The sequence below is a fragment of the Nonomuraea sp. NPDC050691 genome, assembly GCF_040654455.1.
Classification (GTDB): domain Bacteria; phylum Actinomycetota; class Actinomycetes; order Streptosporangiales; family Streptosporangiaceae; genus Nonomuraea.
Genome location: NZ_JBFAIA010000013.1, coordinates 1 through 23,497, shown reverse-complemented (window position 1 = coordinate 23,497; position 23,497 = coordinate 1). Strand labels below are relative to the sequence as shown.

At 66.6% G+C, this 23,497-nt stretch carries 32 protein-coding genes; 2 read left to right on the top strand and 30 right to left on the bottom strand.

Going from position 1 to position 23,497, the window contains the following annotated elements; translation table 11 throughout:
• Positions 1 to 11 precede the first annotated feature (11 nt).
• The 29 genes from AB0H81_RS08160 to rpsL form a co-directional block, all read right to left on the bottom strand.
• On the bottom strand, positions 12 to 449 hold the full coding sequence (locus AB0H81_RS08160) for a DUF1707 domain-containing protein (protein WP_358370861.1): 438 nt from the start codon (positions 447 to 449) through the stop codon (positions 12 to 14).
• 14 nt (positions 450 to 463) lie between these two features.
• On the bottom strand, positions 464 to 1,273 hold the full coding sequence (gene map / locus AB0H81_RS08155) for a type I methionyl aminopeptidase (RefSeq protein WP_358370859.1): 810 nt from the start codon (positions 1,271 to 1,273) through the stop codon (positions 464 to 466).
• A 112-nt stretch (positions 1,274 to 1,385) separates the two neighbouring features.
• Positions 1,386 to 2,036 (bottom strand): adenylate kinase, encoded by a 651-nt coding sequence (locus AB0H81_RS08150; protein WP_358370858.1) that lies wholly within the window; start codon positions 2,034 to 2,036, stop codon positions 1,386 to 1,388.
• Entirely contained in the window at positions 2,036 to 3,346 is a 1,311-nt protein-coding gene (secY, locus tag AB0H81_RS08145) for a preprotein translocase subunit SecY (RefSeq protein ID WP_358370857.1), read from the bottom strand. Before secY ends, AB0H81_RS08150 begins: the two co-directional genes overlap by 1 nt.
• Positions 3,347 to 3,517: 171 nt before the next feature.
• Positions 3,518 to 3,973, bottom strand: coding sequence for a 50S ribosomal protein L15 (gene rplO, locus AB0H81_RS08140; protein WP_175600311.1), 456 nt, complete (start codon positions 3,971 to 3,973; stop codon positions 3,518 to 3,520).
• A 2-nt stretch (positions 3,974 to 3,975) separates the two neighbouring features.
• Positions 3,976 to 4,158 carry a 50S ribosomal protein L30 gene (gene rpmD, locus AB0H81_RS08135; RefSeq protein WP_080043226.1) on the bottom strand — a complete coding sequence of 61 codons (183 nt, stop codon included), beginning with the start codon at positions 4,156 to 4,158 and terminating at the stop codon, positions 3,976 to 3,978.
• Between the two features lie 2 nt (positions 4,159 to 4,160).
• Positions 4,161 to 4,793, bottom strand: coding sequence for a 30S ribosomal protein S5 (gene rpsE, locus AB0H81_RS08130; RefSeq protein WP_358370855.1), 633 nt, complete (start codon positions 4,791 to 4,793; stop codon positions 4,161 to 4,163).
• 25 nt (positions 4,794 to 4,818) lie between these two features.
• Complete coding sequence (gene rplR / locus AB0H81_RS08125) at positions 4,819 to 5,202, bottom strand: 50S ribosomal protein L18 (RefSeq protein ID WP_358370852.1); 384 nt, start codon at positions 5,200 to 5,202, stop codon at positions 4,819 to 4,821.
• Positions 5,203 to 5,204: 2 nt separating this feature from the next.
• On the bottom strand, positions 5,205 to 5,747 hold the full coding sequence (rplF, locus tag AB0H81_RS08120) for a 50S ribosomal protein L6 (RefSeq protein ID WP_253768401.1): 543 nt from the start codon (positions 5,745 to 5,747) through the stop codon (positions 5,205 to 5,207).
• Between the two features lie 17 nt (positions 5,748 to 5,764).
• Positions 5,765 to 6,163 carry a 30S ribosomal protein S8 gene (rpsH, locus tag AB0H81_RS08115; RefSeq protein ID WP_173521474.1) on the bottom strand — a complete coding sequence of 133 codons (399 nt, stop codon included), beginning with the start codon at positions 6,161 to 6,163 and terminating at the stop codon, positions 5,765 to 5,767.
• Between the two features lie 183 nt (positions 6,164 to 6,346).
• A complete protein-coding gene (locus AB0H81_RS08110) occupies positions 6,347 to 6,532 on the bottom strand; it encodes a type Z 30S ribosomal protein S14 (protein WP_175587896.1) in 186 nt (61 codons plus the stop codon).
• 2 nt (positions 6,533 to 6,534) lie between these two features.
• Complete coding sequence (gene rplE / locus AB0H81_RS08105) at positions 6,535 to 7,110, bottom strand: 50S ribosomal protein L5 (RefSeq protein WP_049572681.1); 576 nt, start codon at positions 7,108 to 7,110, stop codon at positions 6,535 to 6,537.
• Positions 7,110 to 7,400 carry a 50S ribosomal protein L24 gene (gene rplX / locus AB0H81_RS08100; RefSeq protein WP_358371057.1) on the bottom strand — a complete coding sequence of 97 codons (291 nt, stop codon included), beginning with the start codon at positions 7,398 to 7,400 and terminating at the stop codon, positions 7,110 to 7,112. Before rplX ends, rplE begins: the two co-directional genes overlap by 1 nt.
• An 11-nt stretch (positions 7,401 to 7,411) precedes the next feature.
• A complete protein-coding gene (gene rplN, locus AB0H81_RS08095) occupies positions 7,412 to 7,783 on the bottom strand; it encodes a 50S ribosomal protein L14 (RefSeq protein WP_026214151.1) in 372 nt (123 codons plus the stop codon).
• Between the two features lie 180 nt (positions 7,784 to 7,963).
• A complete protein-coding gene (rpsQ, locus tag AB0H81_RS08090) occupies positions 7,964 to 8,254 on the bottom strand; it encodes a 30S ribosomal protein S17 (RefSeq protein WP_175587898.1) in 291 nt (96 codons plus the stop codon).
• Positions 8,247 to 8,483 (bottom strand): 50S ribosomal protein L29, encoded by a 237-nt coding sequence (gene rpmC / locus AB0H81_RS08085; protein WP_080047279.1) that lies wholly within the window; start codon positions 8,481 to 8,483, stop codon positions 8,247 to 8,249. Before rpmC ends, rpsQ begins: the two co-directional genes overlap by 8 nt.
• The gene (gene rplP / locus AB0H81_RS08080) at positions 8,483 to 8,902 is read right to left on the bottom strand and encodes a 50S ribosomal protein L16 (protein ID WP_101783547.1); all 420 of its coding nucleotides are present in this window, start codon (positions 8,900 to 8,902) and stop codon (positions 8,483 to 8,485) included. Before rplP ends, rpmC begins: the two co-directional genes overlap by 1 nt.
• A gap of 2 nt (positions 8,903 to 8,904) precedes the next feature.
• Positions 8,905 to 9,747, bottom strand: a complete 843-nt coding sequence (rpsC, locus tag AB0H81_RS08075; protein ID WP_175587899.1) for a 30S ribosomal protein S3 — start codon at positions 9,745 to 9,747, stop codon at positions 8,905 to 8,907.
• Entirely contained in the window at positions 9,747 to 10,100 is a 354-nt protein-coding gene (gene rplV, locus AB0H81_RS08070) for a 50S ribosomal protein L22 (protein ID WP_148036781.1), read from the bottom strand. The genes rpsC and rplV overlap by 1 nt, the downstream gene beginning before the upstream one ends.
• A gap of 28 nt (positions 10,101 to 10,128) precedes the next feature.
• Positions 10,129 to 10,407, bottom strand: coding sequence for a 30S ribosomal protein S19 (gene rpsS, locus AB0H81_RS08065; protein WP_049572698.1), 279 nt, complete (start codon positions 10,405 to 10,407; stop codon positions 10,129 to 10,131).
• A gap of 11 nt (positions 10,408 to 10,418) precedes the next feature.
• Complete coding sequence (gene rplB, locus AB0H81_RS08060; RefSeq protein WP_175587901.1) at positions 10,419 to 11,255, bottom strand: 50S ribosomal protein L2; 837 nt, start codon at positions 11,253 to 11,255, stop codon at positions 10,419 to 10,421.
• 106 nt (positions 11,256 to 11,361) lie between these two features.
• Positions 11,362 to 11,664, bottom strand: coding sequence for a 50S ribosomal protein L23 (rplW, locus tag AB0H81_RS08055; RefSeq protein ID WP_175600305.1), 303 nt, complete (start codon positions 11,662 to 11,664; stop codon positions 11,362 to 11,364).
• Positions 11,664 to 12,326, bottom strand: a complete 663-nt coding sequence (rplD, locus tag AB0H81_RS08050; protein ID WP_358370843.1) for a 50S ribosomal protein L4 — start codon at positions 12,324 to 12,326, stop codon at positions 11,664 to 11,666. The genes rplW and rplD overlap by 1 nt, the downstream gene beginning before the upstream one ends.
• A complete protein-coding gene (rplC, locus tag AB0H81_RS08045; RefSeq protein WP_358370840.1) occupies positions 12,323 to 12,976 on the bottom strand; it encodes a 50S ribosomal protein L3 in 654 nt (217 codons plus the stop codon). The genes rplD and rplC overlap by 4 nt, the downstream gene beginning before the upstream one ends.
• 14 nt (positions 12,977 to 12,990) lie before the next feature.
• Positions 12,991 to 13,299: a 30S ribosomal protein S10 gene (gene rpsJ, locus AB0H81_RS08040; protein ID WP_030912931.1), complete on the bottom strand. Its 309-nt coding sequence runs from the start codon at positions 13,297 to 13,299 to the stop codon at positions 12,991 to 12,993.
• Between the two features lie 272 nt (positions 13,300 to 13,571).
• Complete coding sequence (gene tuf, locus AB0H81_RS08035; RefSeq protein ID WP_175587904.1) at positions 13,572 to 14,765, bottom strand: elongation factor Tu; 1,194 nt, start codon at positions 14,763 to 14,765, stop codon at positions 13,572 to 13,574.
• Positions 14,766 to 14,927: 162 nt separating this feature from the next.
• Positions 14,928 to 17,027: an elongation factor G gene (fusA, locus tag AB0H81_RS08030; RefSeq protein ID WP_358370838.1), complete on the bottom strand. Its 2,100-nt coding sequence runs from the start codon at positions 17,025 to 17,027 to the stop codon at positions 14,928 to 14,930.
• A 39-nt stretch (positions 17,028 to 17,066) separates the two neighbouring features.
• Positions 17,067 to 17,537, bottom strand: coding sequence for a 30S ribosomal protein S7 (rpsG, locus tag AB0H81_RS08025; RefSeq protein ID WP_055505082.1), 471 nt, complete (start codon positions 17,535 to 17,537; stop codon positions 17,067 to 17,069).
• Positions 17,538 to 17,539: 2 nt separating this feature from the next.
• Positions 17,540 to 17,914 (bottom strand): 30S ribosomal protein S12, encoded by a 375-nt coding sequence (gene rpsL / locus AB0H81_RS08020; RefSeq protein WP_020542315.1) that lies wholly within the window; start codon positions 17,912 to 17,914, stop codon positions 17,540 to 17,542.
• A 470-nt stretch (positions 17,915 to 18,384) separates the two neighbouring features.
• On the opposite strand from rpsL, the gene AB0H81_RS08015 reads away from it, so the two are divergent.
• Together AB0H81_RS08015 and AB0H81_RS08010 are read left to right on the top strand one after the other, a co-directional pair.
• Positions 18,385 to 19,083, top strand: a complete 699-nt coding sequence (locus tag AB0H81_RS08015; RefSeq protein WP_358370837.1) for a hypothetical protein — start codon at positions 18,385 to 18,387, stop codon at positions 19,081 to 19,083.
• On the top strand, positions 19,083 to 19,316 hold the full coding sequence (locus tag AB0H81_RS08010; protein ID WP_358370835.1) for a helix-turn-helix transcriptional regulator: 234 nt from the start codon (positions 19,083 to 19,085) through the stop codon (positions 19,314 to 19,316). Before AB0H81_RS08015 ends, AB0H81_RS08010 begins: the two co-directional genes overlap by 1 nt.
• A gap of 166 nt (positions 19,317 to 19,482) precedes the next feature.
• On the opposite strand, the gene AB0H81_RS08005 is transcribed toward AB0H81_RS08010, so the two are convergent.
• The gene (locus tag AB0H81_RS08005) at positions 19,483 to 23,358 is read right to left on the bottom strand and encodes a DNA-directed RNA polymerase subunit beta' (RefSeq protein WP_358370833.1); all 3,876 of its coding nucleotides are present in this window, start codon (positions 23,356 to 23,358) and stop codon (positions 19,483 to 19,485) included.
• Between the last annotated feature and the right edge of the window lie 139 nt (positions 23,359 to 23,497).

Here is a 23,497-nt window from a genome sequence, read left to right as displayed (position 1 = left end):
TAGTGCACACTTCACCGCTTCCGCGACGACCCGCCAGAGCCGAAGAGTGTGCTGACGAGCAGCACCACGCCCCACGGTCCCATGACCCACAGCGGCCACGGGTAGATGAGATGGTCGGCCGTCACGCTGACGATCAGCCAGATCACCCAGTTGATCGTGCTGGCCATGGCCCAGGCGCCCCAGGCGGCGCGCATGCCGGCGTGCGCCTTGGCCTTCTTCGCGTCGGCTTTGTCGGACTTCTTGGCGAGCTGCCGGTGGCGCAGGTCCACATCGGGCAGGTCCACGGTCAGCCGCTCCAGCTCGCCGTACGTCTTGCTCTGGTAGAGCTGCTCCAGCCGCTCGTTGAACTCGTCCATCGTGATACGGCCTTGTGCGGTGTGCTCTCTGAGCACGGCCGCCACCCGGTCGCGATCGGAATCGGAGGCACGCATCTCGGGGCTCTGTGCCATACCACCACTCCAGGTCAGTTATGCGGCTGCGCCAGGCGCGATTCGCCCCCGTCCAGGGCGGTAAGCACCCAAGGACCATTATGTGTCACGGCGACGCTGTGTTCGAAGTGCGCGGACGACTTGCCGTCGATGGTGACGACGGTCCAGTCGTCGGCCAGCACGCGGGTCCGGGCGGTGCCCAGGTTGACCATCGGCTCGATGGCCAGGCACATGCCCTCCTCCAGGACCGGGCCCTTGCCGGGCCGGCCGTGGTTGGCGATCCACGGGTCCATGTGCATCTCGGTGCCGATGCCGTGGCCGCCGTACTCCGGCGGGATGCCGAAACGGCCTTGCGCCTTGACGTACCGCTCGATCTCGTAACCGATGTCGGACAGGTGGCGGCCCGGCGTGAGGGCGGCGATGCCGCGCCACATGGCCTCCTCGGTGACCCGCATCAGCTCCGTGAGTTCGGGCGCCACCTCGCCGACGGGGACCGTCACCGCCGAGTCGCCGTGCCAGCCGTCGAGGATGGCGCCGCAGTCGATGGAGATGATGTCGCCCTCGCGCAGCTTGCGGGCCTTGGTCGGGATGCCGTGAACGACCTCGTCGTTGACGGACGCACAGATGGTCGCCGGGAAGCCCTGGTAGCCCTTGAACGACGGGATCGCGCCTTCTTCCCTGATGGCCTTCTCGGCGATGACGTCCAGGTCGAGCGGCGTCATGCCCGGCTCGACCGACCGCTTCAGCAGGTCCAGCGTGCGTCCGACGACGAGACCGGCCGAGCGCATCTTCTCGAGCTGCTCGGCCGACTTGATCTGAATTCCATGTCTGTTCTTCTTGAACACTTTTCGGCACCCCTAGGTTGGGAACGAGCGGACGCGGGAGCCCAATTCCCCCCACAATAGCCGCGAGGTGGCACGAAGAATCTCGTGCCACCTCGTCAGTCCGTCAGCAGAGCTATCCCGTGAAAGGGCGGATCGCCTCCATGGCACGCTCGGTGACCTCCTCGACCGGGCCCGTCGCGTCCACCCCGACCAGGATGCCCTCGTCGGCGTAGTAGGCGACGAGCGGGGCGGTCTGCTCCTGGTAGACCTCCAGGCGGTGCCTGATGGTCTCTTCCTTGTCGTCGTCACGCTGGAACAGCGCGCCGCCGCAGACGTCGCACCGGTCGTCCTTCTTGTCGTCGAACTCCACGTGCCAGATGCGGCCGCACTGGCTGCACGTACGGCGGCCGGCGAGGCGGCGGACCACCTCGTCGTCGTCGACCACCAGCTCCAGCACCAGGTCGAGCGCCTGCCCCCAGTCCTTGAGCATGTCGCGCAGGATCTCGGCCTGCGGGACGTTGCGGGGGAAACCGTCGAGCAGGAACCCGTCCTGGGCGTCGTCCTCGGAGAGACGGTCACGGACCATGGCGATGGTGACCTCGTCGGGCACCAGGTCGCCGCGGTCCATGTATGTCTTGGCCAGCTTGCCGAGCTCCGTGCCGCCGGAGACGTTGGCACGGAAGATGTCACCTGTCGAGATCTTCGGGATGGACAGGTTGGATGCGATGTACTGGGCCTGCGTCCCCTTTCCCGCTCCGGGGGGCCCCACCAGAACGAGACGCACTACCGCAGGAAACCTTCGTAGTTACGCTGCTGCAGCTGGCTCTCGATCTGCTTGACCGTGTCCAGGCCGACACCAACCATGATCAGAATGCTCGTCCCTCCGAACGGGAAGTTCTGGCTCGCACCGGCCACCGCCAGCGCGACGATCGGGACCATGGAGATCAGACCCAGATAGAGCGCGCCGGGCGCGGTCAGACGGGTGAGCACGAAGTTCAGGTATTCAGCCGTCGGCCGGCCCGGGCGGATGCCCGGAATGAACCCACCGTACTTCTTCATGTTGTCGGCCACTTCAGGGGGGTTGAAAGTGATGGACACGTAGAAGTACGTGAAGAACACGATCAGCAGGAAGAACGTGATCATGTACGTGGGCGTGTTGCCCCCGGCCAGGTTCTGCGCGATCCACTGGACGACCGCGTTCGGGTTCTCGGAGTTGGCGAACAGCGAGGTGATGAGCTGCGGAAGGTAGAGCAGCGACGAGGCGAAGATGACCGGGATGATACCGGCCTGGTTGACCTTCAGCGGGATGTAGGTCGAGGTGCCGCCGTACATGCGCCGGCCGACCATCCGCTTGGCGTACTGCACCGGGATGCGCCGCTGCGCCTGCTCGACGAAGACAACCGCGGCGATCATGAAGATGCCGACGACCATGACGACCGTGAAGGTGAACTTGTTGGCCTGGAAGATGCTGGCCAGCTCGGACGGGAACACCGACACGACAGAGGTGAAGATCAGGATGGACATGCCGTTGCCGACGCCGCGGTCGGTGATGAGCTCGCCCAGCCACATGATCACGGAGGTGCCGGCCGTCATGATGACGACCATCGTGATGATCTGGAAGATGTCGTTCGGGTTGAGCAGCACGTCCTGCTGGCAGTTCGGGAACAGCTGACCGGAGCGCGCGAGCGCGATGAAGGCCGTGGACTGCAGGACGCCGAGACCGATCGTCAGGTAACGCGTGTACTGCGTGATCTTGGTCTGGCCAGCCTGCCCCTCCTTCTTGAGTGCCTCAAGACGAGGAATCACGACGACGAGCAACTGCAGGATGATGCTCGCCGTGATGTACGGCATGATGCCGAGAGCGAACACCGACAGCTTCAGGAGCGCGCCGCCGCTGAACAGCTGCACCATCCCGTAGATGTTGCCGGATGCACCGCTTCGCGCCTGCTGGAAGCAGTTCGCGAGATTCTCGACATGAACGCCCGGAGTCGGAAGAACCGAGCCAAGACGGAACAGCGCGATGATGCCCAGAGTGAAGAGCAACTTCTTGCGCAGGTCCGGCGTCCGGAACGCCCGGGTAAACGCGGTCAGCACGGTCCCTCCTGCGCGCCTATAAGGCGATGTGAGTATGCGATGGTGCGGGGATCTGCCATCTTGAAGTCTCAAGTCAAACGAGGCGGGCAGAAGCCTGCCGTCTCGCGAACTCTAACGCACTACGGGCGTGGGAGCCCATTGTCAGAGCCCCCACGCCTCGTCATAGCGTATTTACAGCTCGGTAACGGAGCCACCGGCCGCGGCGATCTTCTCCTTGGCGGCGGCCGAGAAGGCGTGAGCCTGCACGTTCACCGCGACGGAGATCTCGCCGGTGCCGAGCACCTTGACGAGCTGGTTCTTGCGGACAGCACCCTTGGCGACCAGCGTCTCGACGGTGACATCGCCACCCTCGGGGAACAGCTCGCCGATCCTGTCCAGGTTGACGACCTGGTAGGACGTCTTGAACAGCGCGTTGGAGAAGCCCTTGAGCTTCGGCAGACGCCTCTGCAGCGGCACCTGGCCACCCTCGAAACCGAGGGGCACGCCGGTACGGGCCCGCGAGCCCTTGGTGCCGCGACCGGCCGTCTTGCCCTTGGAGCCCTCGCCACGGCCCTTGCGGACCTTGGACTTGTTGGCGCCAGGGGCGGGACGCAGGTCGTGAATCTTCAGCGGAGCCTTGTCAGTCATGACTAGTCGACCTCTTCCACCTCGACGAGGTGCGTCACCACGGAGACCATGCCACGGATCTCGGGCCGGTCCTCCTTGACGACGACGTCGCCGATTCGCTTCAGGCCAAGCGAACGCAGCGAGTCACGCTGGTTCTGCTTGCCACCGATCTTCGAGCGAACCTGAGTGATCTTCAGGCGTGCCATGACTAGCTCACCGCCTTCGCCGCCGCCGCGGCCTCGGCGATGCCCTCGCGCTGAGCCTTGAGCATCTGGGCCGGAGCGACGTCCTCGATCGGCAGGCCACGGCGGGCGGCGATCTCCTCGGGCCGGGACAGGCCCTTCAGAGCCGCCACGGTGGCGTGCACGATGTTGATCGGGTTGTCGGAGCCGAGCGACTTGGATAGCACGTCGTGGATGCCCGCGCACTCCAGGACCGCGCGCACCGGACCGCCGGCGATGACGCCGGTACCGGCCGAGGCGGGACGCAGGAAGACGACGCCGGCCGCCTCCTCGCCCTGCACGATGTGCGGGATCGTGCCCTGGATGCGAGGCACCTTGAAGAAGTGCTTCTTCGCCTCTTCGACGCCCTTGGCGATGGCCGCGGGCACTTCCTTGGCCTTGCCGTAACCGACGCCGACCAGGCCGTTGCCGTCACCGACGACGACGAGGGCGGTGAAGCTGAAGCGACGACCACCCTTCACGACCTTGGCCACTCGGTTGATCTTCACTACGCGCTCGATGTACGAGACGCCCTTGTCGGCGGCGCCACCGCGGCGATCGTCACGACGGTCCCGCCGCTCGCCACCGGTGCCGCCACCGCGACGCGGAGCTGCAGCCATCAGTGGTTCCTCATCTCAGTAGCCATTAGAACTCGAGCCCGCCTTCGCGGGCGCTGTCCGCCAGGGCGGCGATACGCCCGGCGTAGCGGTTGCCACCGCGGTCGAAGACGACCTTGGTGATCCCGGCTTCCTTGGCCCGCTGAGCGAGGAGCTCGCCGACCTTCTTCGCCTTCTCGGTCTTGTCCGCCTCCAGCGTGCGCAGCGAGGCGTCCATGGTGGACGCGCTCACCAGCGTGTGGCCGACGGTGTCGTCCACGATCTGGACGAACAGGTGACGGGTCGAGCGGTTGACGACCAGGCGCGGACGCTCGGCCGAACCGACGACGAACTTGCGGACGCGGCGGTGACGGCGGGCCCGCGAGACGGTGCGGGCAGCCGTGTGCTTGCTGAACGCAGTCTTCGGAGCCATGCCTACTTACCAGCCTTTCCGACCTTGCGGCGGATCTGTTCGCCCTGGTAACGCACACCCTTGCCCTTGTACGGGTCGGGCTTGCGCAACTTGCGGATGTTGGCGGCGACCTCGCCGACCTTCTGCTTGTCGATGCCGTCCACGTGGAACAGGGTCGGCTTCTCGACGCGGAAGGTGACGCCCTCGGGGGCGTCGACGATGACCGGGTGACTGAAGCCCAGAGCGAACTCCAGCTGCGTCGGGCCCTTGGCCTGGACGCGGTAACCGACACCGACGATCTCCAGGGTCTTCGAGTAACCCTGGGTGACACCCTGCACCATGTTGGCGATCAGGGTGCGAGACAGGCCGTGCAGCGCGCGGACCTTGTTCTCGTCGTTGGGGCGGGTGACGGCGATGGCGCCGTCGTCGTCCCGAGCCACGGAGATGGGCTCGGCGACCGAGTGAGTGAGCGTGCCCTTCGGGCCCTTGACCTGGACATCCTGGCCGGTGATCGTGATGTCTACGCCACTGGGCACAGGGATGGGCAGCCGTCCGATTCGCGACATGCTGTGATTCCTCCCTTCTACCAGACGTAGGCGAGGACTTCCCCGCCCACACCACGCTTGCCGGCCTGCTTGTCGGTCATGAGGCCGGCGGACGTCGAGATGATCGCGACGCCGAGCCCGCCCAGGACTCGAGGCAGATTGTCCTTCTTCGCGTACACCCGCAGACCGGGCTTGGAGACCCGGCGCAGGCCCGCGAGCGACCGCTCACGGGTCGGCCCGAACTTGAGCTCCACCACGAGGTTCTTGCCAACCTTGGCGTCCTCGACGGACCAAGACTGGATGTAGCCCTCCTGCTGGAGGATCTCGGCGATGTGCGCCTTGATCTTCGAATACGGCATCGACACACTCTCGTGGTACGCCGAGTTCGCGTTGCGCAGACGCGTGAGCATGTCTGCGATGGGGTCGGTCATCGTCATGGCCAGTGGCCTTCCTCGCCGCGGTTTCCAGTCGGCCAAGCATCGAGTGCGTACGCACCGCTCTGCCGGTGGACCTTCGGCGTGGTCATGGAGGCTCTCGACGAGAGCCTCCGGGTTTGTCGGTGTTTCTCTATGTGCGGCCGGCAGCCCGTGGGGCGACGTCACGCCGCCCCCACAGGGTAACTACCAGCTGGACTTGGTGATGCCAGGAAGCTCGCCCCGGTGCGCCATCTCGCGGAAGCACACGCGGCACAGGCCGAACTTCCTGTAGACGGCGCGGGGACGGCCGCAGCGCGAGCAGCGGGTGTAGGCCCGGACCTCGAACTTCGGCTTGCGCTTAGCCTTGGCGATCAGCGACTTCTTCGCCATGATCAGGCCTCCTTGAAGGGGAAGCCGAGGAGCTTCAGCAGCGCCCGGCCCTGGTCGTCGTTCTTCGCCGTGGTCACGACGGTGATGTCCATGCCTCGCGGCCGGTCGACCTTGTCCTGGTCGACCTCGTGGAACATGACCTGCTCGGTCAGGCCGAACGTGTAGTTGCCGTTGCCGTCGAACTGCTTCGGCGACAGACCGCGGAAGTCACGGATGCGGGGCAGCGCCAGCGACAGCAGCCTGTCGAGGAACTCCCACATGCGGTCGCCGCGGAGCGTGACGTGCGCGCCGATCGGCATGCCCTCGCGCAGCTTGAACTGGGCGATGGACTTGCGGGCCCGGACGACGGCCGGCTTCTGGCCGGTGATCACGGTGAGGTCGCGAACGGCGCCCTCGATGAGCTTCGAGTCGCGGGCCGCCTCGCCGACACCCATGTTGACCTTGATCTTCACCAGGCCGGGGATCTGCATGACGTTCTCGATGCCGAACTGCTCGCGAAGCTGAGCCGCGATCTCCTCGCGGTACTTCGTCTTGAGGCGCGGCGTCGGGCGCTCGGTCTCGGTGGTCGTGGCAGTCATCAGCTGTCCTCACCCGTCTCGTCGGCCTTGTTGTCGGCCTTCTTGTCGGCGGGCTTGTCGTCCTTGAGCTTCTTCACGTTGCTCACGTGGATGGCACCCTCCATGGTCTGCACGCCGCCGGTCTTGGCGCCGCGCGGACCCTGGTGGGTCTCCTTCGTGTGCTTCTTGATCATGTTGACGCCCTCGACCACCACGCGGTCCCGGTCCGGGAGGGTGGCGATGACGTGACCCTTGGCGCCCTTGTCCTTGCCGGCGATGACCTGGACGAGGTCACCCTTCTTCACGTGCATCTGCTTGGGCATTACAGCACCTCCGGGGCGAGCGAGATGATGCGCATGAACTTCTTGTCGCGCAGCTCGCGGCCGACCGGGCCGAAGATACGAGTGCCGCGAGGGTCACCGCTGTCCTTGATGATGACGGCGGCGTTCTCGTCGAAGCGGATGTAGGAGCCGTCGGGCCGGCGGCGCTCCTTGACCGTGCGGACGATGACGGCCTTGACCACGTCGCCCTTCTTGACGCCCGTGCTGCCCGGCAGCGCGTCCTTGACAGTGGCGACGATGACGTCGCCGATACCGGCGTAGCGTCGGCCCGAACCGCCGAGAACACGGATGCAGAGAATCTCCTTGGCACCCGTGTTGTCGGCGACCTTGAGCCGCGACTCCTGCTGGATCACGATTACTCCTGTTAGTCGCGCCGGTTCTCATCGCTGAGCCTGGCGGAACCCGTCGTTTTCTTGGTCCTCCGGCCACAACTCCGCAGAGCCGCACCGCAGGCGACGGGGAAGCCCCCGTCCTTGGACACCGTCATGGGGGGTGTCTCCACCCCCCACGAGGCGCGGTATATCCGAGAAGCCTTACTTGGCCTTCTCGAGGATCTCGACGACCCGCCACCGCTTGGTGGCGGAGAGCGGACGAGTCTCCATCAGAAGCACACGGTCGCCCACGCCGCAGGCGTTGGACTCGTCGTGCGCCTTGTACTTGGTCGTACGGCGGATGACCTTGCCGTACAGACGGTGCTTCACGCGGTCCTCGACGGCGACGACGACGGTCTTGTCCATCTTGTCGCTGACGACCAGGCCCTCGCGGACCTTGCGGAAGTTACGACCATCCTCGGTGGTGGTCTCGGTGGTCTCGGTCTCAGCCATCGCTCGTCTCCTTCTCGACCGTGACGATGCCGAGCTCACGCTCGCGCATCACGGTGTAGATACGGGCGATCTCGCGGCGGACGGCGCGCAGCCGCCCGTGGCTCTCCAACTGACCGGTCGCCGCCTGGAAGCGGAGGTTGAACAGCTCCTCCTTGGCTTCCTTGAGCTTCTGGACCAGGGTGTCCTGGTCCTCCACCCGCAGCTCGCCGGCGGTCAGGCCCTTAGCCATCACGCCTCACCCACTTCACGCTTAACGATCTTGCACTTCATCGGGAGCTTGTGGATCGCGCGCTGAAGCGCCTCGCGCGCGATCGGCTCCGCCACGCCGGACAGCTCGAACATCACGCGTCCGGGCTTGACGTTGGCGATCCACCACTCGGGGGAACCCTTACCGGAACCCATGCGGGTCTCGGCCGGCTTCTTGGTGAGCGGACGGTCGGGGTAGATGTTGATCCACACCTTGCCGCCACGGCGGATGTGGCGGGTCATCGCGATACGAGCCGACTCGATCTGGCGGTTGGTCACGTAGGAGTGCTCAAGCGCCTGGATGCCGAACTCGCCGAACACGACCCTGGTGCCGCCCTTGGCGGCTCCGCTGCGGTCAGGCCGGTGCTGCTTGCGGTGCTTGACCCTGCGCGGGATCAGCATGGTCAGCTCCCTTCAGCACCCGGCTGCGCAGCCGGGCCGGTCTCGGGGGCGGCCTGCGCGGCCGCCTCAGTCCTGGGGGCGCGGTCACCGCGGCCACCACCACGGCGGGCGCCACCGGCGCCACCGCGGCGGGGACGGTCGCCGCCACCCCTGCGGTCGTCACGCTCGCGACGCTGGCCGGCACGGGCACCGGCAGCGGCCGCCTCGCGCTCGGCGCGGCTCGTCGGAGCCTCGCCCTTGTAGATCCACACCTTCACGCCGATACGGCCGAAGGTGGTACGGGCCTCGTAGAACCCGAAGTCGATGTCAGCGCGGAGCGTGTGCAGCGGCACGCGACCCTCGCGGTAGAACTCCGACCTCGACATCTCGGCGCCGCCCAGACGACCCGAGCACTGGACCCGGATGCCCTTGGCGCCGCTCTTCATGGCCGACTGCATCGCCTTGCGCATGGCCCGGCGGAACGAGACACGGCTGGAGAGCTGCTCGGCGACACCCTGCGCGACGAGCTGGGCGTCGATCTCGGGGTTCTTCACCTCGAGGATGTTGAGCTGGACCTGCTTCTTGGTCAGCTTCTCCAGGTCACCGCGGATGCGGTCGGCCTCCGCGCCGCGGCGGCCGATGACGATACCCGGACGCGCGGTGTGGATGTCGACCTGGACGCGGTCGGTCGTGCGCTCGATCTCCACCTTGGAGATGCCGGCCCGCTCCATGCCCTTCTGCAGCATGCGACGGATCGCCACGTCCTCGGCGACGTACGACTTGTACAGCTTGTCGGCGTACCACCGGCTCTTGAAGTCGGTCGTGATGCCGAGGCGGAACCCGTGCGGGTTAACCTTCTGGCCCACTATCGGGTCCTTCCCTTCGGCTCGCGGGACTCCACGATCACAGTGATGTGGCTCGTCCGCTTGTTGATCCGATAGGCGCGACCCTGTGCACGCGGACGGAACCGCTTCAGCGTCGGGCCCTCGTCGACCCACGCCCGGCTGACGACGAGCGTCTGCGGGTCGAGGTCGAAGTTGTGCTCAGCGTTCGCCACGGCGCTGCTGAGCACCTTGTAGATAGGCTCGCTCGCCGACTGGGGAGCGAACTGCAGCACGGCCTGCGCCTCCGAAGCGGGCAGCCCGCGAATAAGGTCCACCACACGGCGGGCCTTCTGGGGCGTGACGCGGACGAACCGCGCCTGAGCCCTGGCTTCCATCGCTTACTCCTCTGACTTCTGAAGGCTGCTATCGCCGGCTGCGGCGGTCTTCCTTGACGTGGCTGCGGAAGGTCCGCGTGGGGGCGAACTCTCCCAGCTTGTGGCCGATCATCGACTCGGTGACGAACACCGGCACGTGCTTGCGGCCGTCGTGAACGGCGATCGTGTGACCGAGCATGTCGGGCACGATCATGGAGCGCCGCGACCACGTCTTGATGACGTTCTTGGTGCCCTTCTCGTTCTGGACGTCGACCTTCTTCTGAAGGTGCTCGTCCACGAAGGGACCCTTCTTAAGGCTACGTGGCATTTCGGCTGCTCCTACCGCTTCTTCCTCTTGCTCCGACGACGGATGATCAGCCGGTCGCTGGACTTGTTGGCCTGGCGGGTGCGGCCCTCGGGCTTACCCTTGGGGTTCACCGGGTGGCGACCACCGGAGGTCTTGCCCTCACCACCACCGTGCGGGTGGTCGACGGGGTTCATCGCGACACCGCGGACGGTCGGGCGCTTGCCCTTCCACCTCATACGGCCGGCCTTGCCCCAGTTGATGTTGGCCTGCTCGGCGTTGCCGACCTGACCGACCGTCGCCCGGCAGCGCACGTCGACCATGCGCATCTCACCGGACGGCATACGCAGCGTGGCGTACTGGCCTTCCTTCGCGAGCAGCTGGATCTGGGCGCCCGCGGAGCGGCCGAGCTTGGCGCCGCCGCCCGGACGGAGCTCCACCGCGTGGATGAAGGTACCCGTCGGGATGTTGCGCAGCGGCAGGCAGTTGCCCGGCTTGATGTCGGCAGCGGGGCCGTTCTCGATGCGGTCGCCCTGCTTGAGGCCGGTCGGCGCGATGATGTAGCGCTTCTCGCCGTCGGCGTAGTGCAGCAGAGCGATGTTGGCGGTGCGGTTCGGGTCGTACTCGATGTGAGCGACCTTCGCCGGGATGCCGTCCTTGTCATGCCTACGGAAGTCGATGATCCGGTAGGCGCGCTTGTGACCGCCGCCCTGGTGGCGCGCGGTGACCCGGCCGTGTACGTTGCGGCCGCCCTTGTTGTGAAGGGGCGCAAGCAGCGACTTCTCGGGCGTGCTGCGCGTGATCTCGGAGAAGTCCGAGACACTCGAGCCGCGGCGACCCGGAGTCGTCGGCTTGTACTTACGGATGCCCATCTTTTTCGTTCATCCTTCGTCGGTTACATGGGTGAGCCCGCCGCACCGAGGTGCGACGGTCTCGATCCCCTCACGGGCCTGCCGGCCCGCTCTCTTTCTGTGGCTGCTAGCCGATCTGACCGAAGATGTCGATCCGATCGCCCTCGACCAGGCTCACGATCGCGCGCTTGGTGTCGGGACGCTTGCCGTAACCGGTGCGGGTGCGCTTGCGCTTGCCCTGCCGGTTGATCGTGTTCACGTTGGTGACCTTGACCCCGAAGATCTGCTCGACGGCGATCTTGACCTGGGTCTTGTTCGCGGTCTTCTTCACCAGGAACGTGTACTTGTTGTTCTCATCGATCAGGCCGTAGCTCTTCTCGGAGACGACCGGCTTGATGATGACGTCGCGCGGGTCGGCGATCTTCTCCATCAGGCGTCTTCCTTCTCACTCTGAGCTGCCGCCTGAGCCGACAGCCGCGCCACGACCTGGTCGTAGGCCTCACGGGTGAAGACCACGTCGTCGTGGCAGAGCACGTCGTAGGTGTTGAGCTGCCCGGCGTCCAGGAGGTGGACCTCCGGGGCGTTGCGCAGGCTCAGCCAGGTGCGCTCGTCGGTCTCGTCGACCACGACGAGAACGGTCCTGGACTGGGTGATCTTGCGCAGGGCCTGCAGCGCCGCCTTGGTCTTGGGCGTCTCGCCCTCGACCAGACCGCTCACCACGTGCACGCGACCGCCGCCGGCCCGGTCGGACAGGGCGCCGCGCAGGGCGGCGGCCTTCATCTTCTTGGGCGTGCGCTGCGAGTAGTCGCGCGGCACCGGGCCGTGGACGACGCCACCACCGGTGAACTGCGGAGCGCGGGTCGAGCCCTGACGGGCGCGGCCGGTGCCCTTCTGGCGGTACGGCTTCTTGCCACCGCCGCTGACCTCACCGCGGGTCTTGGCCTTGTGGGTGCCCTGCCGGCGAGCGGCGAGCTGAGCCACGACCACCTGGTGGATCAGAGGAATGTTGACCTTGGTGCCGAAAATGTCCTCAGGCAGGTCGACGGTGCCCGTCTTGGTCCCGCTGGCGTCGAGGACGTCAATGCTGGTCACTTGGCAGCCCCCTTCTTGGCAGCGGTGCGGACGAGGACCAGGCTGCCGTTGGCGCCGGGGATCGCACCCTTGATGAGGATGAGCCCCTTCTCGGCGTCCACGGCGTGAACCTTGAGGCTCTGCACAGTGGTGCGGACGTTACCCATCCGACCAGCCATGCGCAGGCCCTTGAACACGCGGCCCGGGGTGGCGCAGCCACCGATGGAACCCGGCGAGCGGTGCTTGCGCTGCGTACCGTGCGACGCGCCCAGACCACCGAAGCCGTGCCGCTTCATGACACCGGCGAAGCCCTTGCCCTTGCTCTTGCCCGTCACGTCGACGAACTGGCCGGCCTCGAAGGTGTCGGCCAGCAGCTCCTGGCCCAGGGTGTAGTCGCTCGCGTCGTCAGTGCGGATCTCCGCGAAGTAACGGCGCGGGGTGATGTCGTGCTTGCGCAGGTAGTCGCCGAGCGGCTTGTTGACCTTCCGGGGGTCGACCTGCCCGAAGCCGAGCTGGACGGCGGCGTAGCCGTCCTTCTCCACGGTACGGACGCGGGTCACCACACACGGACCGGCCTCGACCACGGTCACCGGTACGAGCCGGTTGTCCGCGTCGAAGACCTGGGTCATGCCGAGCTTCTTGCCCAGGACGCCCTTGCTCGTCTTAGCCATGTCAGTGTGATCCCTCAGAGCTTGATCGAAATGTCGACGCCCGCGGGGAGGTCGAGCCGCATGAGCGAGTCGACGGTCTTGGGCGTCGGGTCGATGATGTCAATCAGCCGCTTGTGCGTGCGCATCTCGAAGTGCTCGCGGCTGTCCTTGTACTTGTGCGGCGAGCGGATGACGCAGTACACGTTCTTCTCGGTCGGCAGCGGCACCGGGCCCGCGACCTTCGCGCCAGTCCGCGTCACCGTCTCGACGATCTTCTTGGCCGAAACGTCGATGACCTCGTGGTCATAGGCCTTGAGCCGAATGCGGATCTTCTGTCCCGCCATAGTGGCCTCGGTGTCCTTCGCTGTCGTCTGAAAAAGTATCGTGCGGCCGGCGGCCGCTGATTGCCGCGGGTGTGAACCCGCGAAGCCCCACGTGACAGACGCAGATGATCTGCCATTTCTTCCGTGATCCGGCAGTTACTTCGGTCACTGCCGAAGGAACTGCGAGATCACGGCTTTGCGCGGGGGGCGGGCGGGAGCCGTGCGGCTCCTGCCCTGCTCGTGGTGCGGCGGTCGGCCCCGACGTGGGGGCCGACCGCCGCCCCGCGATCGAACTACTTGATGATCTTCGTGACCCGACCGGCGCCGACGGTGCGGCCACCCTCACGGATCGCGAACTTGAGGCCTTCCTCCATGGCGATGGGCTGGATCAGCTCAACGCGCATCTCGGTGTTGTCGCCCGGCATGACCATCTCGGTGCCCTCGGGGAGGTGCACGACACCGGTCACGTCAGTCGTACGGAAGTAGAACTGCGGGCGGTAGTTGTTGAAGAACGGCGTGTGGCGGCCGCCCTCGTCCTTGGACAGGATGTAGACCTGGCCCTCGAACTCGGTGTGCGGGGTGGTCGTGCCCGGCTTGATGATGCACTGGCCGCGCTCGACGTCGTCGCGCTTGATGCCGCGGAGCAGGAGGGCGGCGTTGTCGCCCGCGTGACCCTCGTCGAGCATCTTGTTGAACATCTCGATGCTGGTGACGGTGGTGGTCGTCTTCTCGGGCTTGATGCCGATGATGTCGACCTGCTCGTTGACCTTGACGATGCCGCGCTCGATACGACCGGTGACGACGGTGCCGCGACCGGTGATCGAGAAGACGTCCTCGACCGGCATGAGGAACGGCTTCTCCGTCTCACGGGGCGGCTCGGGGACGTTCTCGTCGACGGCGTTCATCAGCTCGATGATGCTGTCGGCCCACTTCTCGTCGCCCTCAAGAGCCTTGAGCGCGGAGACGCGGACGACCGGCAGGTCGTCGCCGGGGAACTCCTGAGCGGACAGGAGCTCGCGGACCTCGAGCTCGACGAGCTCCAGGATCTCCTCGTCGTCCACCATGTCGGACTTGTTGAGGGCCACGACGATGTAGGGGACGCCGACCTGGCGGGCCAGGAGGACGTGCTCCTTCGTCTGCGGCATCGGGCCGTCGGTGGCGGCGACCACGAGGATCGCGCCGTCCATCTGAGCGGCACCGGTGATCATGTTCTTCACGTAGTCGGCGTGACCGGGGCAGTCCACGTGGGCGTAGTGGCGCTTCTCGGTCTGGTACTCGACGTGCGCGATGGAGATCGTAATGCCGCGGGCCTTCTCCTCGGGCGCCTTGTCGATCTTGTCGAACGGCGTGGCCTGGTTCAGCTCGGGGTAACGGTCGTGGAGCACCTTGGTGATCGCCGCGGTCAGCGTGGTCTTACCGTGGTCGATATGCCCAATGGTGCCGATGTTCATGTGCGGCTTGTTCCGCTCGAACTTGGCCTTGCCCACTGGTTCTCTCCTTGAGAATCTGTGACTTTCGTCTGCACACACGGGCCCGGGACTTCCCGAACCCCTGACGGTGGGGCGGCTCACACCACCCCACCAGAGGCCGTGGCCTCCTCGACGGCCGGGCGCCGGCCAACCGGCGCCCCGCCTCGTGGGGTCCCGGGACTATTCGCCCCGGGCCTTCGCGACGATCTCCTTGGCGATGCCCGGAGGCACCTCCGAGTAGGAGTCGAACTGCATGCTGTAGCTCGCGCGCCCCTGCGTCTTGCTACGCAGGTCACCAACGTAGCCGAACATCTCAGACAGCGGCACGAGCGCCGTGACGACGCGGGCGCCGGCCCGCTCGTCCATGGACTGGATCTGCCCGCGGCGACCGTTGAGGTCACCGATGACGTCACCCATGTAGTCCTCGGGCGTGGTGACCTCGACGGCCATCATCGGCTCGAGAAGCACAGCGTCCGCCTTGCGCGCGGCCTCCTTGAAGGCCATCGAGCCAGCGATCTTGAACGCCATTTCCGAGGAGTCGACGTCGTGCGCGGCACCGTCGGTCAGCGTCACCTTCACGCCCACCATCGGGTAACCGGCCAGCACGCCGAACTCGGCGGCCTCCTGAGCGCCCGCGTCGACCGAGGGGATGTACTCCCTCGGGATGCGGCCACCCGTGACCTTGTTCTCGAACTCGTAGCCGTCGTTGCCTTCGCCCAGCGGTTCGAGGTTGATGATCACCCGCGCGAACTGACCGGAACCACCGGTCTGCTTCTTGTGGGTGTAGTCGAGCTTCTCCACCTTGCGGCGGATGGTCTCGCGGTAGGCCACCTGCGGACGGCCGACGTTGGCCTCGACCTTGAACTCGCGCCGCATGCGGTCGACGAGGATCTCGAGGTGAAGCTCGCCCATGCCCCAGATGACCGTCTGGCCGGTCTCCTCGTCACGACGGACCTGGAAGGACGGGTCCTCCTCGGCCAGCCGCTGGATCGCGGTCGACAGCTTCTCCTGGTCGCCCTTGGTCTTGGGCTCGATCGCGACGTTGATGACCGGAGCCGGGAACGTCATCGACTCGAGCACGACCTGGTTCGACGGGTCGGACAGGGTGTCGCCGGTCGTGGTGTCCTTCAGACCCATGACCGCGACGATCTGACCAGCGATCGCCGTCGGGCGCTCTTCGCGCTTGTTGGCGTGCATCTGGTAGATCTTGCCGATCCGCTCCTTCTTACCCTTCACAGAGTTGACGACCTGTGAACCGGTCTCGAGCGTGCCCGAGTAGACGCGGATGTAGGTGAGCTTGCCCAGGTGCGGGTCGCTCGCGATCTTGAAGGCCAGAGCGGAGAACGGCTCGGACGGGTCCGCGTGACGCTCGATCACCTCGTCCTCCTTGCCGACCGCGTGGCCCTTGAAGGCCGGGATGTCGGTCGGGGCGGGGAGGTAGGCGACGATCGCGTCGAGCAGGGGCTGGACGCCCTTGTTCTTGAACGCGGTGCCGCAGAGGACCGGGTTGATGGCGCTGGCCAGCGTGGCGCGGCGGATGGCCGCGATCAGCTGCTCCTCGGTGGGCTCGGTGCCCTCGAGGAAGAGCTCCATCAGCTCGTCGTCGTTCTCGGCGACGGTCTCGACCAGCTTGTCGCGCCACTCGCGAGCGGCGTCGGCGTGGTCGGCCGGGATGTCGACGGTGTCGTACATCTCGCCCTTGGCCGCCTCGGCGCTCCAGATGAGGCCCTTCATCCTGATGAGGTCGATGACGCCCTTGAAGTCGGCCTCAACGCCCCACGGCAGCTGGATGACCGCCGGGGTCGCGCCCAGGCGGTTGACCATCATGTCGACACAGCGGTGGAACTCCGCGCCGACCCGGTCCATCTTGTTCACGAAGCAGATGCGGGGCACTTCGTAGCGGTCAGCCTGGCGCCACACCGTCTCCGACTGCGGTTCGACACCCGCGACACCGTCGAACACGGCGACCGCGCCGTCGAGGACGCGGAGCGAACGCTCCACCTCGATGGTGAAGTCGACGTGACCCGGGGTGTCGATGATGTTGATGGTGTGACCGAGCCACTCGCAGGTCGTCGCGGCAGACGTGATCGTGATGCCGCGCTCCTGCTCCTGCTCCATCCAGTCCATCGTGGCAGCGCCTTCGTGGACTTCACCGATCTTGTAGTTGATGCCGGTGTAGAACAGGATGCGCTCGGTCGTGGTGGTCTTGCCCGCGTCGATATGGGCCATGATCCCGATGTTGCGGACCTTGGCCAGGTCAAGAGCGGTCGTGGTGGCCACTTCTCTCGCGTCCTCGTCGTCTCGTCGAACCCGCCGGGGTTACCAGCGGTAGTGGGCGAAGGCCTTGTTGGACTCGGCCATCTTGTGGGTGTCCTCGCGCTTCTTGACGCTCGCCCCGAGGCCGTTGCTGGCGTCGAGGAGCTCGTTCATGAGGCGCTCGGTCATGGTCTTCTCGCGGCGGGCGCGGGAGTACTGCACCAGCCAGCGCAGGGCCAGGGTGGTGCTGCGCGCGGCGCGCACCTCGACCGGCACCTGGTAGGTCGCGCCACCGACGCGGCGGCTGCGAACCTCGAGGGTCGGCTTGACGTTGTCAAGCGCGCGCTTGAGGGTGACGACCGGGTCGTTGCCCGTCTTGTCCCTGCAGCCCTCGAGGGCGCCGTAGACGATCGACTGCGCGATGGAGCGCTTGCCGTCCAGAAGCACCTTGTTGATCAGGGCGGTCACCAGCGGCGAGCTGTAAACCGGGTCAGCCATGAGCTGACGACGGCCAGGAGAACCCTTGCGAGGCATTGTTAGCTCTTCTCCTTCTTCGCGCCGTAGCGGCTACGGGCCTGCTTGCGGTTGCGGACACCCTGGGTGTCGAGCGAACCGCGGATGATCTTGTAACGAACACCCGGCAGGTCCTTCACACGACCGCCACGCACGAGCACGATGGAGTGCTCCTGCAGGTTGTGACCCACACCGGGGATGTAGGCCGTGACCTCGATGCCGTTGGTGAGCCGCACACGGGCCACCTTGCGCAGTGCCGAGTTGGGCTTCTTCGGGGTCGTGGTGTAGACGCGCTGGCAGACGCCGCGTCGCTGCGGACTCCCCTTGAGGGCAGGAGTCTTGGTCTTTGAGACCTTGTCCTGCCGGCCCTTGCGGACCAACTGCTGAATAGTGGGCACTGCCACTCCGTTCGTGCCTTGGCCGGTGTTACGTCAGTTGTACGAATCGCAGGTACTGCCGGTGTCATGACCTGCTGTTCTTGCCCCCTCCCGCGCCCCCGCGGTCGGGCGTGTCGCGCTGTTCGCACAGACACATCCGCGTGGATTACGAGCCAGGGGGCCGTCTCGCGCTCTCGAAATGAGCGCACAGACGAGAGCCCGCATAGTAACGGGCACGATGCTCAAGACTACCTAGGTCACTGCGACACGTCAAAACGGCGCGGCAAAGCGGATAGGGCTTGCCACTCCGGGTCACAGAGGCCGTTCATCAAGGCCCGGGACTACTACTGCTCCGCACCCATGATATCCGGCCCGCACAGCGTTTCGTCGCGCTTCCCGTCACATTGGTGTCCCGAAACCACTTGACCGCATATCGAAAATCGATACCATCGCTTCTCGATACTATCGACTAACGATATGGAGCATCCTTCATGGGTTCCCCCAACACGTCCTCTCTGAAGTGGACGGTGATCGCGGTGCGCGTCCTGCTCGCGCTGTTCGTCGCCGTGACGGCGTACGAGATCGGCCGCGCGGCCGTGACGGGCGGCGTGAACGCCTTCGGCAGTCGCGGCGACCGAAGCCTCGTGTGCGCGACCGCACCCGGCCTGACCAGCGTGCCGGGCAACATGGCCGAGGACCCGCGCCTGCTCGCGGCCCGCAAGGCGAGCACCTCAGGGCCGTTCATGTACCCGCTCGCCAAGAGCGTCGAGGTGAACGAGCCGATCCCGCGCCTGTGCAGGGACGACTCCAGCTTCGCGACCCAGCTGCTGTACCAGAGCTCCCGCTTCGCCACCACCGGCGTGCTGCTGGCCGGCCTGGTCCTGCTCGAACGGCTGATCAGCCGCGCCCGGCGCGAGGGCGGGTTCGACCTGACGGTCGTCACCCGGCTGCGGTTCCTCGGCCTCTTCCTGGCCGCCGGTACGCTCGTGTCGTCGCTCTACACGGCGATCGCCGAGACCGGCCTGGCCGAGTCGATGGTGGCCACCACCATCAGGCGGCCCTGGGAGCACGCCCTGCACAACTGGAGCGCCCCCTGGGCGTTCTTGGTGGCCGGGGTCGGCCTCGTCGTCATGGCGAAGGTCGTCCGCGTCGGCGCGTCCATGCGTGAGGAACTCGAAGGAACCGTCTGATGCCACCCGCCGACAGCTCCGAGGACGCCATCGAGGTCCACCTGGACCGGCTGCTCGAAGAGCGCGGCATGACGCTCGTCGAGCTGGCCGACCGGGTCGGCATCACGAACGTGAACCTGTCGATCCTCAAGAACAACCGGGCCAAGGCGATCCGCTTCTCGACCCTGGCCAAGATCTGCGAGGTGCTCGGCTGCCAGCCGGGCGACCTGCTGTCCTTCACCCCACGCCGGTGACCCGGCCGGCCCCCGCCGGCAACCCACCGGCGCGGTGCTCGCCGTCCCTCTCCGCGGGGGCGTGAGCGGCGGCGGCATCGACGGCCATGACTTCCCGGACAACGGGACGCGCCCGGGGCCTCCAGTGGAGGCGCCCGGGCGCGTCACGTGCGGGACGGGTCCCGAACTACCGGTTGTACTGGCCGAAGTCGTACTCCTCCAGCGGCACGGCCTCGCCGCTGCCGGTGCCGAAGGTGTAGTCGGCCGCGGAGCCGTCGTAGCCGCCCACGGTGTACATGGCGGCCTTGGCCTCCTCGGTCGGCTCGACCCGGATGTTGCGGTACTGGGGCATGCCCGTACCGGCCGGGATGAGCTTACCGATGATGACGTTCTCCTTCAGGCCCAGGAGCGAGTCGGACTTGGCGTGGATCGCCGCGTCCGTCAGGACCCTGGTCGTCTCCTGGAAGGAGGCCGCCGACAGCCACGACTCGGTGGCCAGCGACGCCTTCGTGATGCCCATGAGCACCGGACGGCCGGCGGCCGGCGAGCCGCCCTCCGCCACCGTCTCGCGGTTCATCTGCTCGAAGCGCGGCCGCTCCACGAGCTCGCCGGGCAGCAGGTCGGTGTCACCGGACTCCAGCACGTTCACGCGCTTGAGCATCTGCCGCACGATGATCTCGATGTGCTTGTCGTGGATCGACACACCCTGCGACCGGTAGACCTGCTGGACCTCCGCCACCAGGTGCAGCTGCACGGCCCGCGGGCCGAGGATGCGCAGCACCTCGTTGGGGTTGACGGCACCGGCGATCAGCTGCTGGCCGACGGTGACGCGCTGCCCCTCGGAGACGAGCAGGCGCGAACGCATCGAGACCGGGTAGGAGATCTCCTCGGAGCCGTCGTCCGGCGTGACGATGAGCTTCCTGGCCTTGTCGGTCTCGTCGATGCGGACCCGGCCCTCCGCCTCGGAGATCGGGGCGACACCCTTGGGGATGCGCGCCTCGAACAGCTCCTGGACTCGGGGCAGACCGTGGGTGATGTCGGCACCGGCCACACCACCGGTGTGGAAGGTACGCATCGTCAGCTGCGTGCCCGGCTCACCGATCGACTGGGCGGCGATGATGCCGACCGCCTCGCCGACGTCCACGAGCTTGCCGGTGGCCAGCGAACGGCCGTAGCAGGTCGCGCAGACACCGATCTTCGCCTCGCAGACCAGCGCGCTGCGGGTGCGGACGGTCTCGATGCCGGCCGCGACGAGCGCGGTCACGTGGGTGTCGTTGATGTCGACGCCCTCGGCCGCGACGACCTTGCCGTCGACCACGACGTCCTCGGCCAGGATGCGGCCGTGCACGTTGGACTCGGCGTTCTCGGCCTTGACCGGGTTGCCCGACGCGTCACGCTCGCCGACGTGCAGCGGGACCGCGCGGTCGGTGCCGCAGTCGATCTCGCGCACGATGACGTCCTGCGCCACGTCCACCAGACGACGGGTCAGGTAACCCGAGTCGGCGGTCCGCAGAGCGGTGTCGGCCAGACCCTTTCGCTGTCCGTGGGTGGAGATGAAGTACTCCAGCACCGACAGCCCCTCGCGGAAGGAGGCCTTGATGGGCCGCGGGATCGTCTCACCCTTGGTGTTGGACACCAGGCCGCGGATGCCGGCGATCTGACGCACCTGCATCTTGTTGCCTCGGGCGCCGGAGTTGACCATCATCCAGACCGGGTTGGTCGCCGGGAAGGCGTTGACCATGTCGGTCTCGACGTCGGCCGTGGCGTGCGTCCAGATCTCGATGAGCTCCTGACGGCGCTCCTCGTCGGTGATCAGACCACGCTCGTACTCACGCTGCACCTTGTCGGCGCGGCGCTCGTAGTTCTCCATGATCTCGGACTTGTTCGGCGGCGCGACGACGTCGTCGATGGCGATCGTGACACCGGAACGGGTCGCCCAGCGGAAGCCGGCGTCCTTGAGCGCGTCGAGCGAGTTGGCGACCTCGACCTTGGGGTAGGTCTCGGCCAGCTCGTTCACGATCGTGGACAGCTGCTTCTTGCCGACCTGGAAGTTGACGAACGGGTAGCTCGCCGGCAGCGTCTGGTTGAACAGGCACCGGCCGAACGTCGTCTCCAGGCGGATCGGGTCACCCTGCTCCCAGCCCTCCGGCGCGACCCACTCGCGCGGCGGCAGGACGTCCTTCAGCCGGATCTGGATCTTCGCCTGGATCTCCAGCTCACGGCGGTCGAAGGCCATCTGCGCCTCGGCGATCGAGCCGAAGACCCGGCCCTCGCCGACGGCGCCGTCCTTCATGGTGGTCAGCCAGTACAAACCGATGACCATGTCCTGGGTGGGCATCGTCACGGGCTTGCCGTCGGCCGGCTTGAGGATGTTGTTGGTCGAGAGCATCAGGATGCGCGCCTCGGCCTGGGCCTCGGCCGACAGCGGCAGGTGCACGGCCATCTGGTCGCCGTCGAAGTCCGCGTTGAACGCGGTGCAGACCAGCGGGTGGATCTGGATGGCCTTGCCCTCGACCAGCTGCGGCTCGAACGCCTGGATGCCCAGGCGGTGCAGCGTCGGAGCGCGGTTGAGCAGCACGGGGTGCTCGGTGATGACCTCTTCGAGCACGTCCCACACCACGGGGCGGGCGCGCTCGACCATCCGCTTGGCCGACTTGATGTTCTGCGCGTGGTTGAGGTCCACGAGCCGCTTCATCACGAACGGCTTGAACAGCTCCAGCGCCATCTGCTTGGGCAGACCGCACTGGTGCAGCTTGAGCTGCGGGCCGACGACGATGACCGAACGGCCGGAGTAGTCGACGCGCTTGCCCAGCAGGTTCTGGCGGAAACGACCCTGCTTACCCTTCAGCATGTCGCTGAGGGACTTCAGCGGACGGTTGCCGGGGCCGGTGACCGGGCGACCGCGACGGCCGTTGTCGAACAGCGCGTCGACGGCCTCCTGGAGCATCCGCTTCTCGTTGTTCACGATGATCTCGGGGGCGCCGAGGTCGAGCAGACGCTTGAGCCGGTTGTTGCGGTTGATGACCCGGCGGTACAGGTCGTTGAGGTCGGAGGTCGCGAACCGGCCACCGTCGAGCTGCACCATCGGGCGCAGGTCCGGCGGGATGACCGGGATGCAGTCGAGCACCATGCCGCGCGGCGAGTTGGTGGTGTTGAGGAACGCCGACACGACCTTGAGCCGCTTGAGGGCGCGGGCCTTCTTCTGGCCCTTGCCGCTGCGGATCGTCTCGCGCAGGTTCTCGGCCTCGGCGTCGAGGTCGAAGCTGATCAGGCGGTCCTGGATCGCCTGCGCGCCCATGCCGCCCTTGAAGTAGCGGCCGAAGCGGTCGCGCATCTCGCGGTAGAGCAGCTCGTCGCCCTCGAGGTCCTGGACCTTGAGGTTCTTGAAGCGGCTCCAGACCTCGTCCAGGCGGTCCAGCTCGCGCTGGGCCCGGTCGCGGAGCTGACGCATCTCGCGCTCGGCGCCCTCGCGGACCTTGCGGCGCTGGTCGCCCTTGGCCCCGGCGGCCTCCAGCTCGGCCAGGTCGGACTCGAGCTTCTTCTGCCGGGCCTCGACGTCGGCGTCACGGCGCTGCTCGATGTGCTGCCGCTCGACGGAGATCTTCGCCTCCAGCGAGGGCAGGTCACGCTCACGCATCTCGGTGTCGACATGCGTGATCATGTACGCCGCGAAGTAGATGACCTTCTCCAGGTCCTTCGGGGCGAGGTCGAGCAGGTAGCCGAGGCGCGACGGGACGCCCTTGAAGTACCAGATGTGCGTGACCGGGGCGGCCAGCTCGATGTGGCCCATCCGCTCACGGCGCACCTTGGCCCGGGTCACCTCGACGCCACAGCGCTCACAGATGATGCCCTTGAACCGGACGCGCTTGTACTTGCCGCAGTAGCACTCCCAGTCGCGGGTCGGACCGAAGATCTTCTCGCAGAAGAGCCCGTCCTTTTCCGGCTTGAGAGTCCGGTAGTTGATGGTCTCCGGCTTCTTCACCTCGCCGTGCGACCACTGACGGATGTCGTCGGCCGTCGCGAGGCCGATCCTGAGCTCGTCGAAGAAGTTGACGTCTAGCATTGTGTGCGATCTCCCCCTCAGACTTCTTCCACGCTGCTCGGCTCACGCCGGGACAGGTCGATACCGAGCTCCTCCGCGGCGCGGAAGACGTCCTCGTCGGTGTCGCGCATCTCGATGGACATGCCGTCGCTGGAGAGCA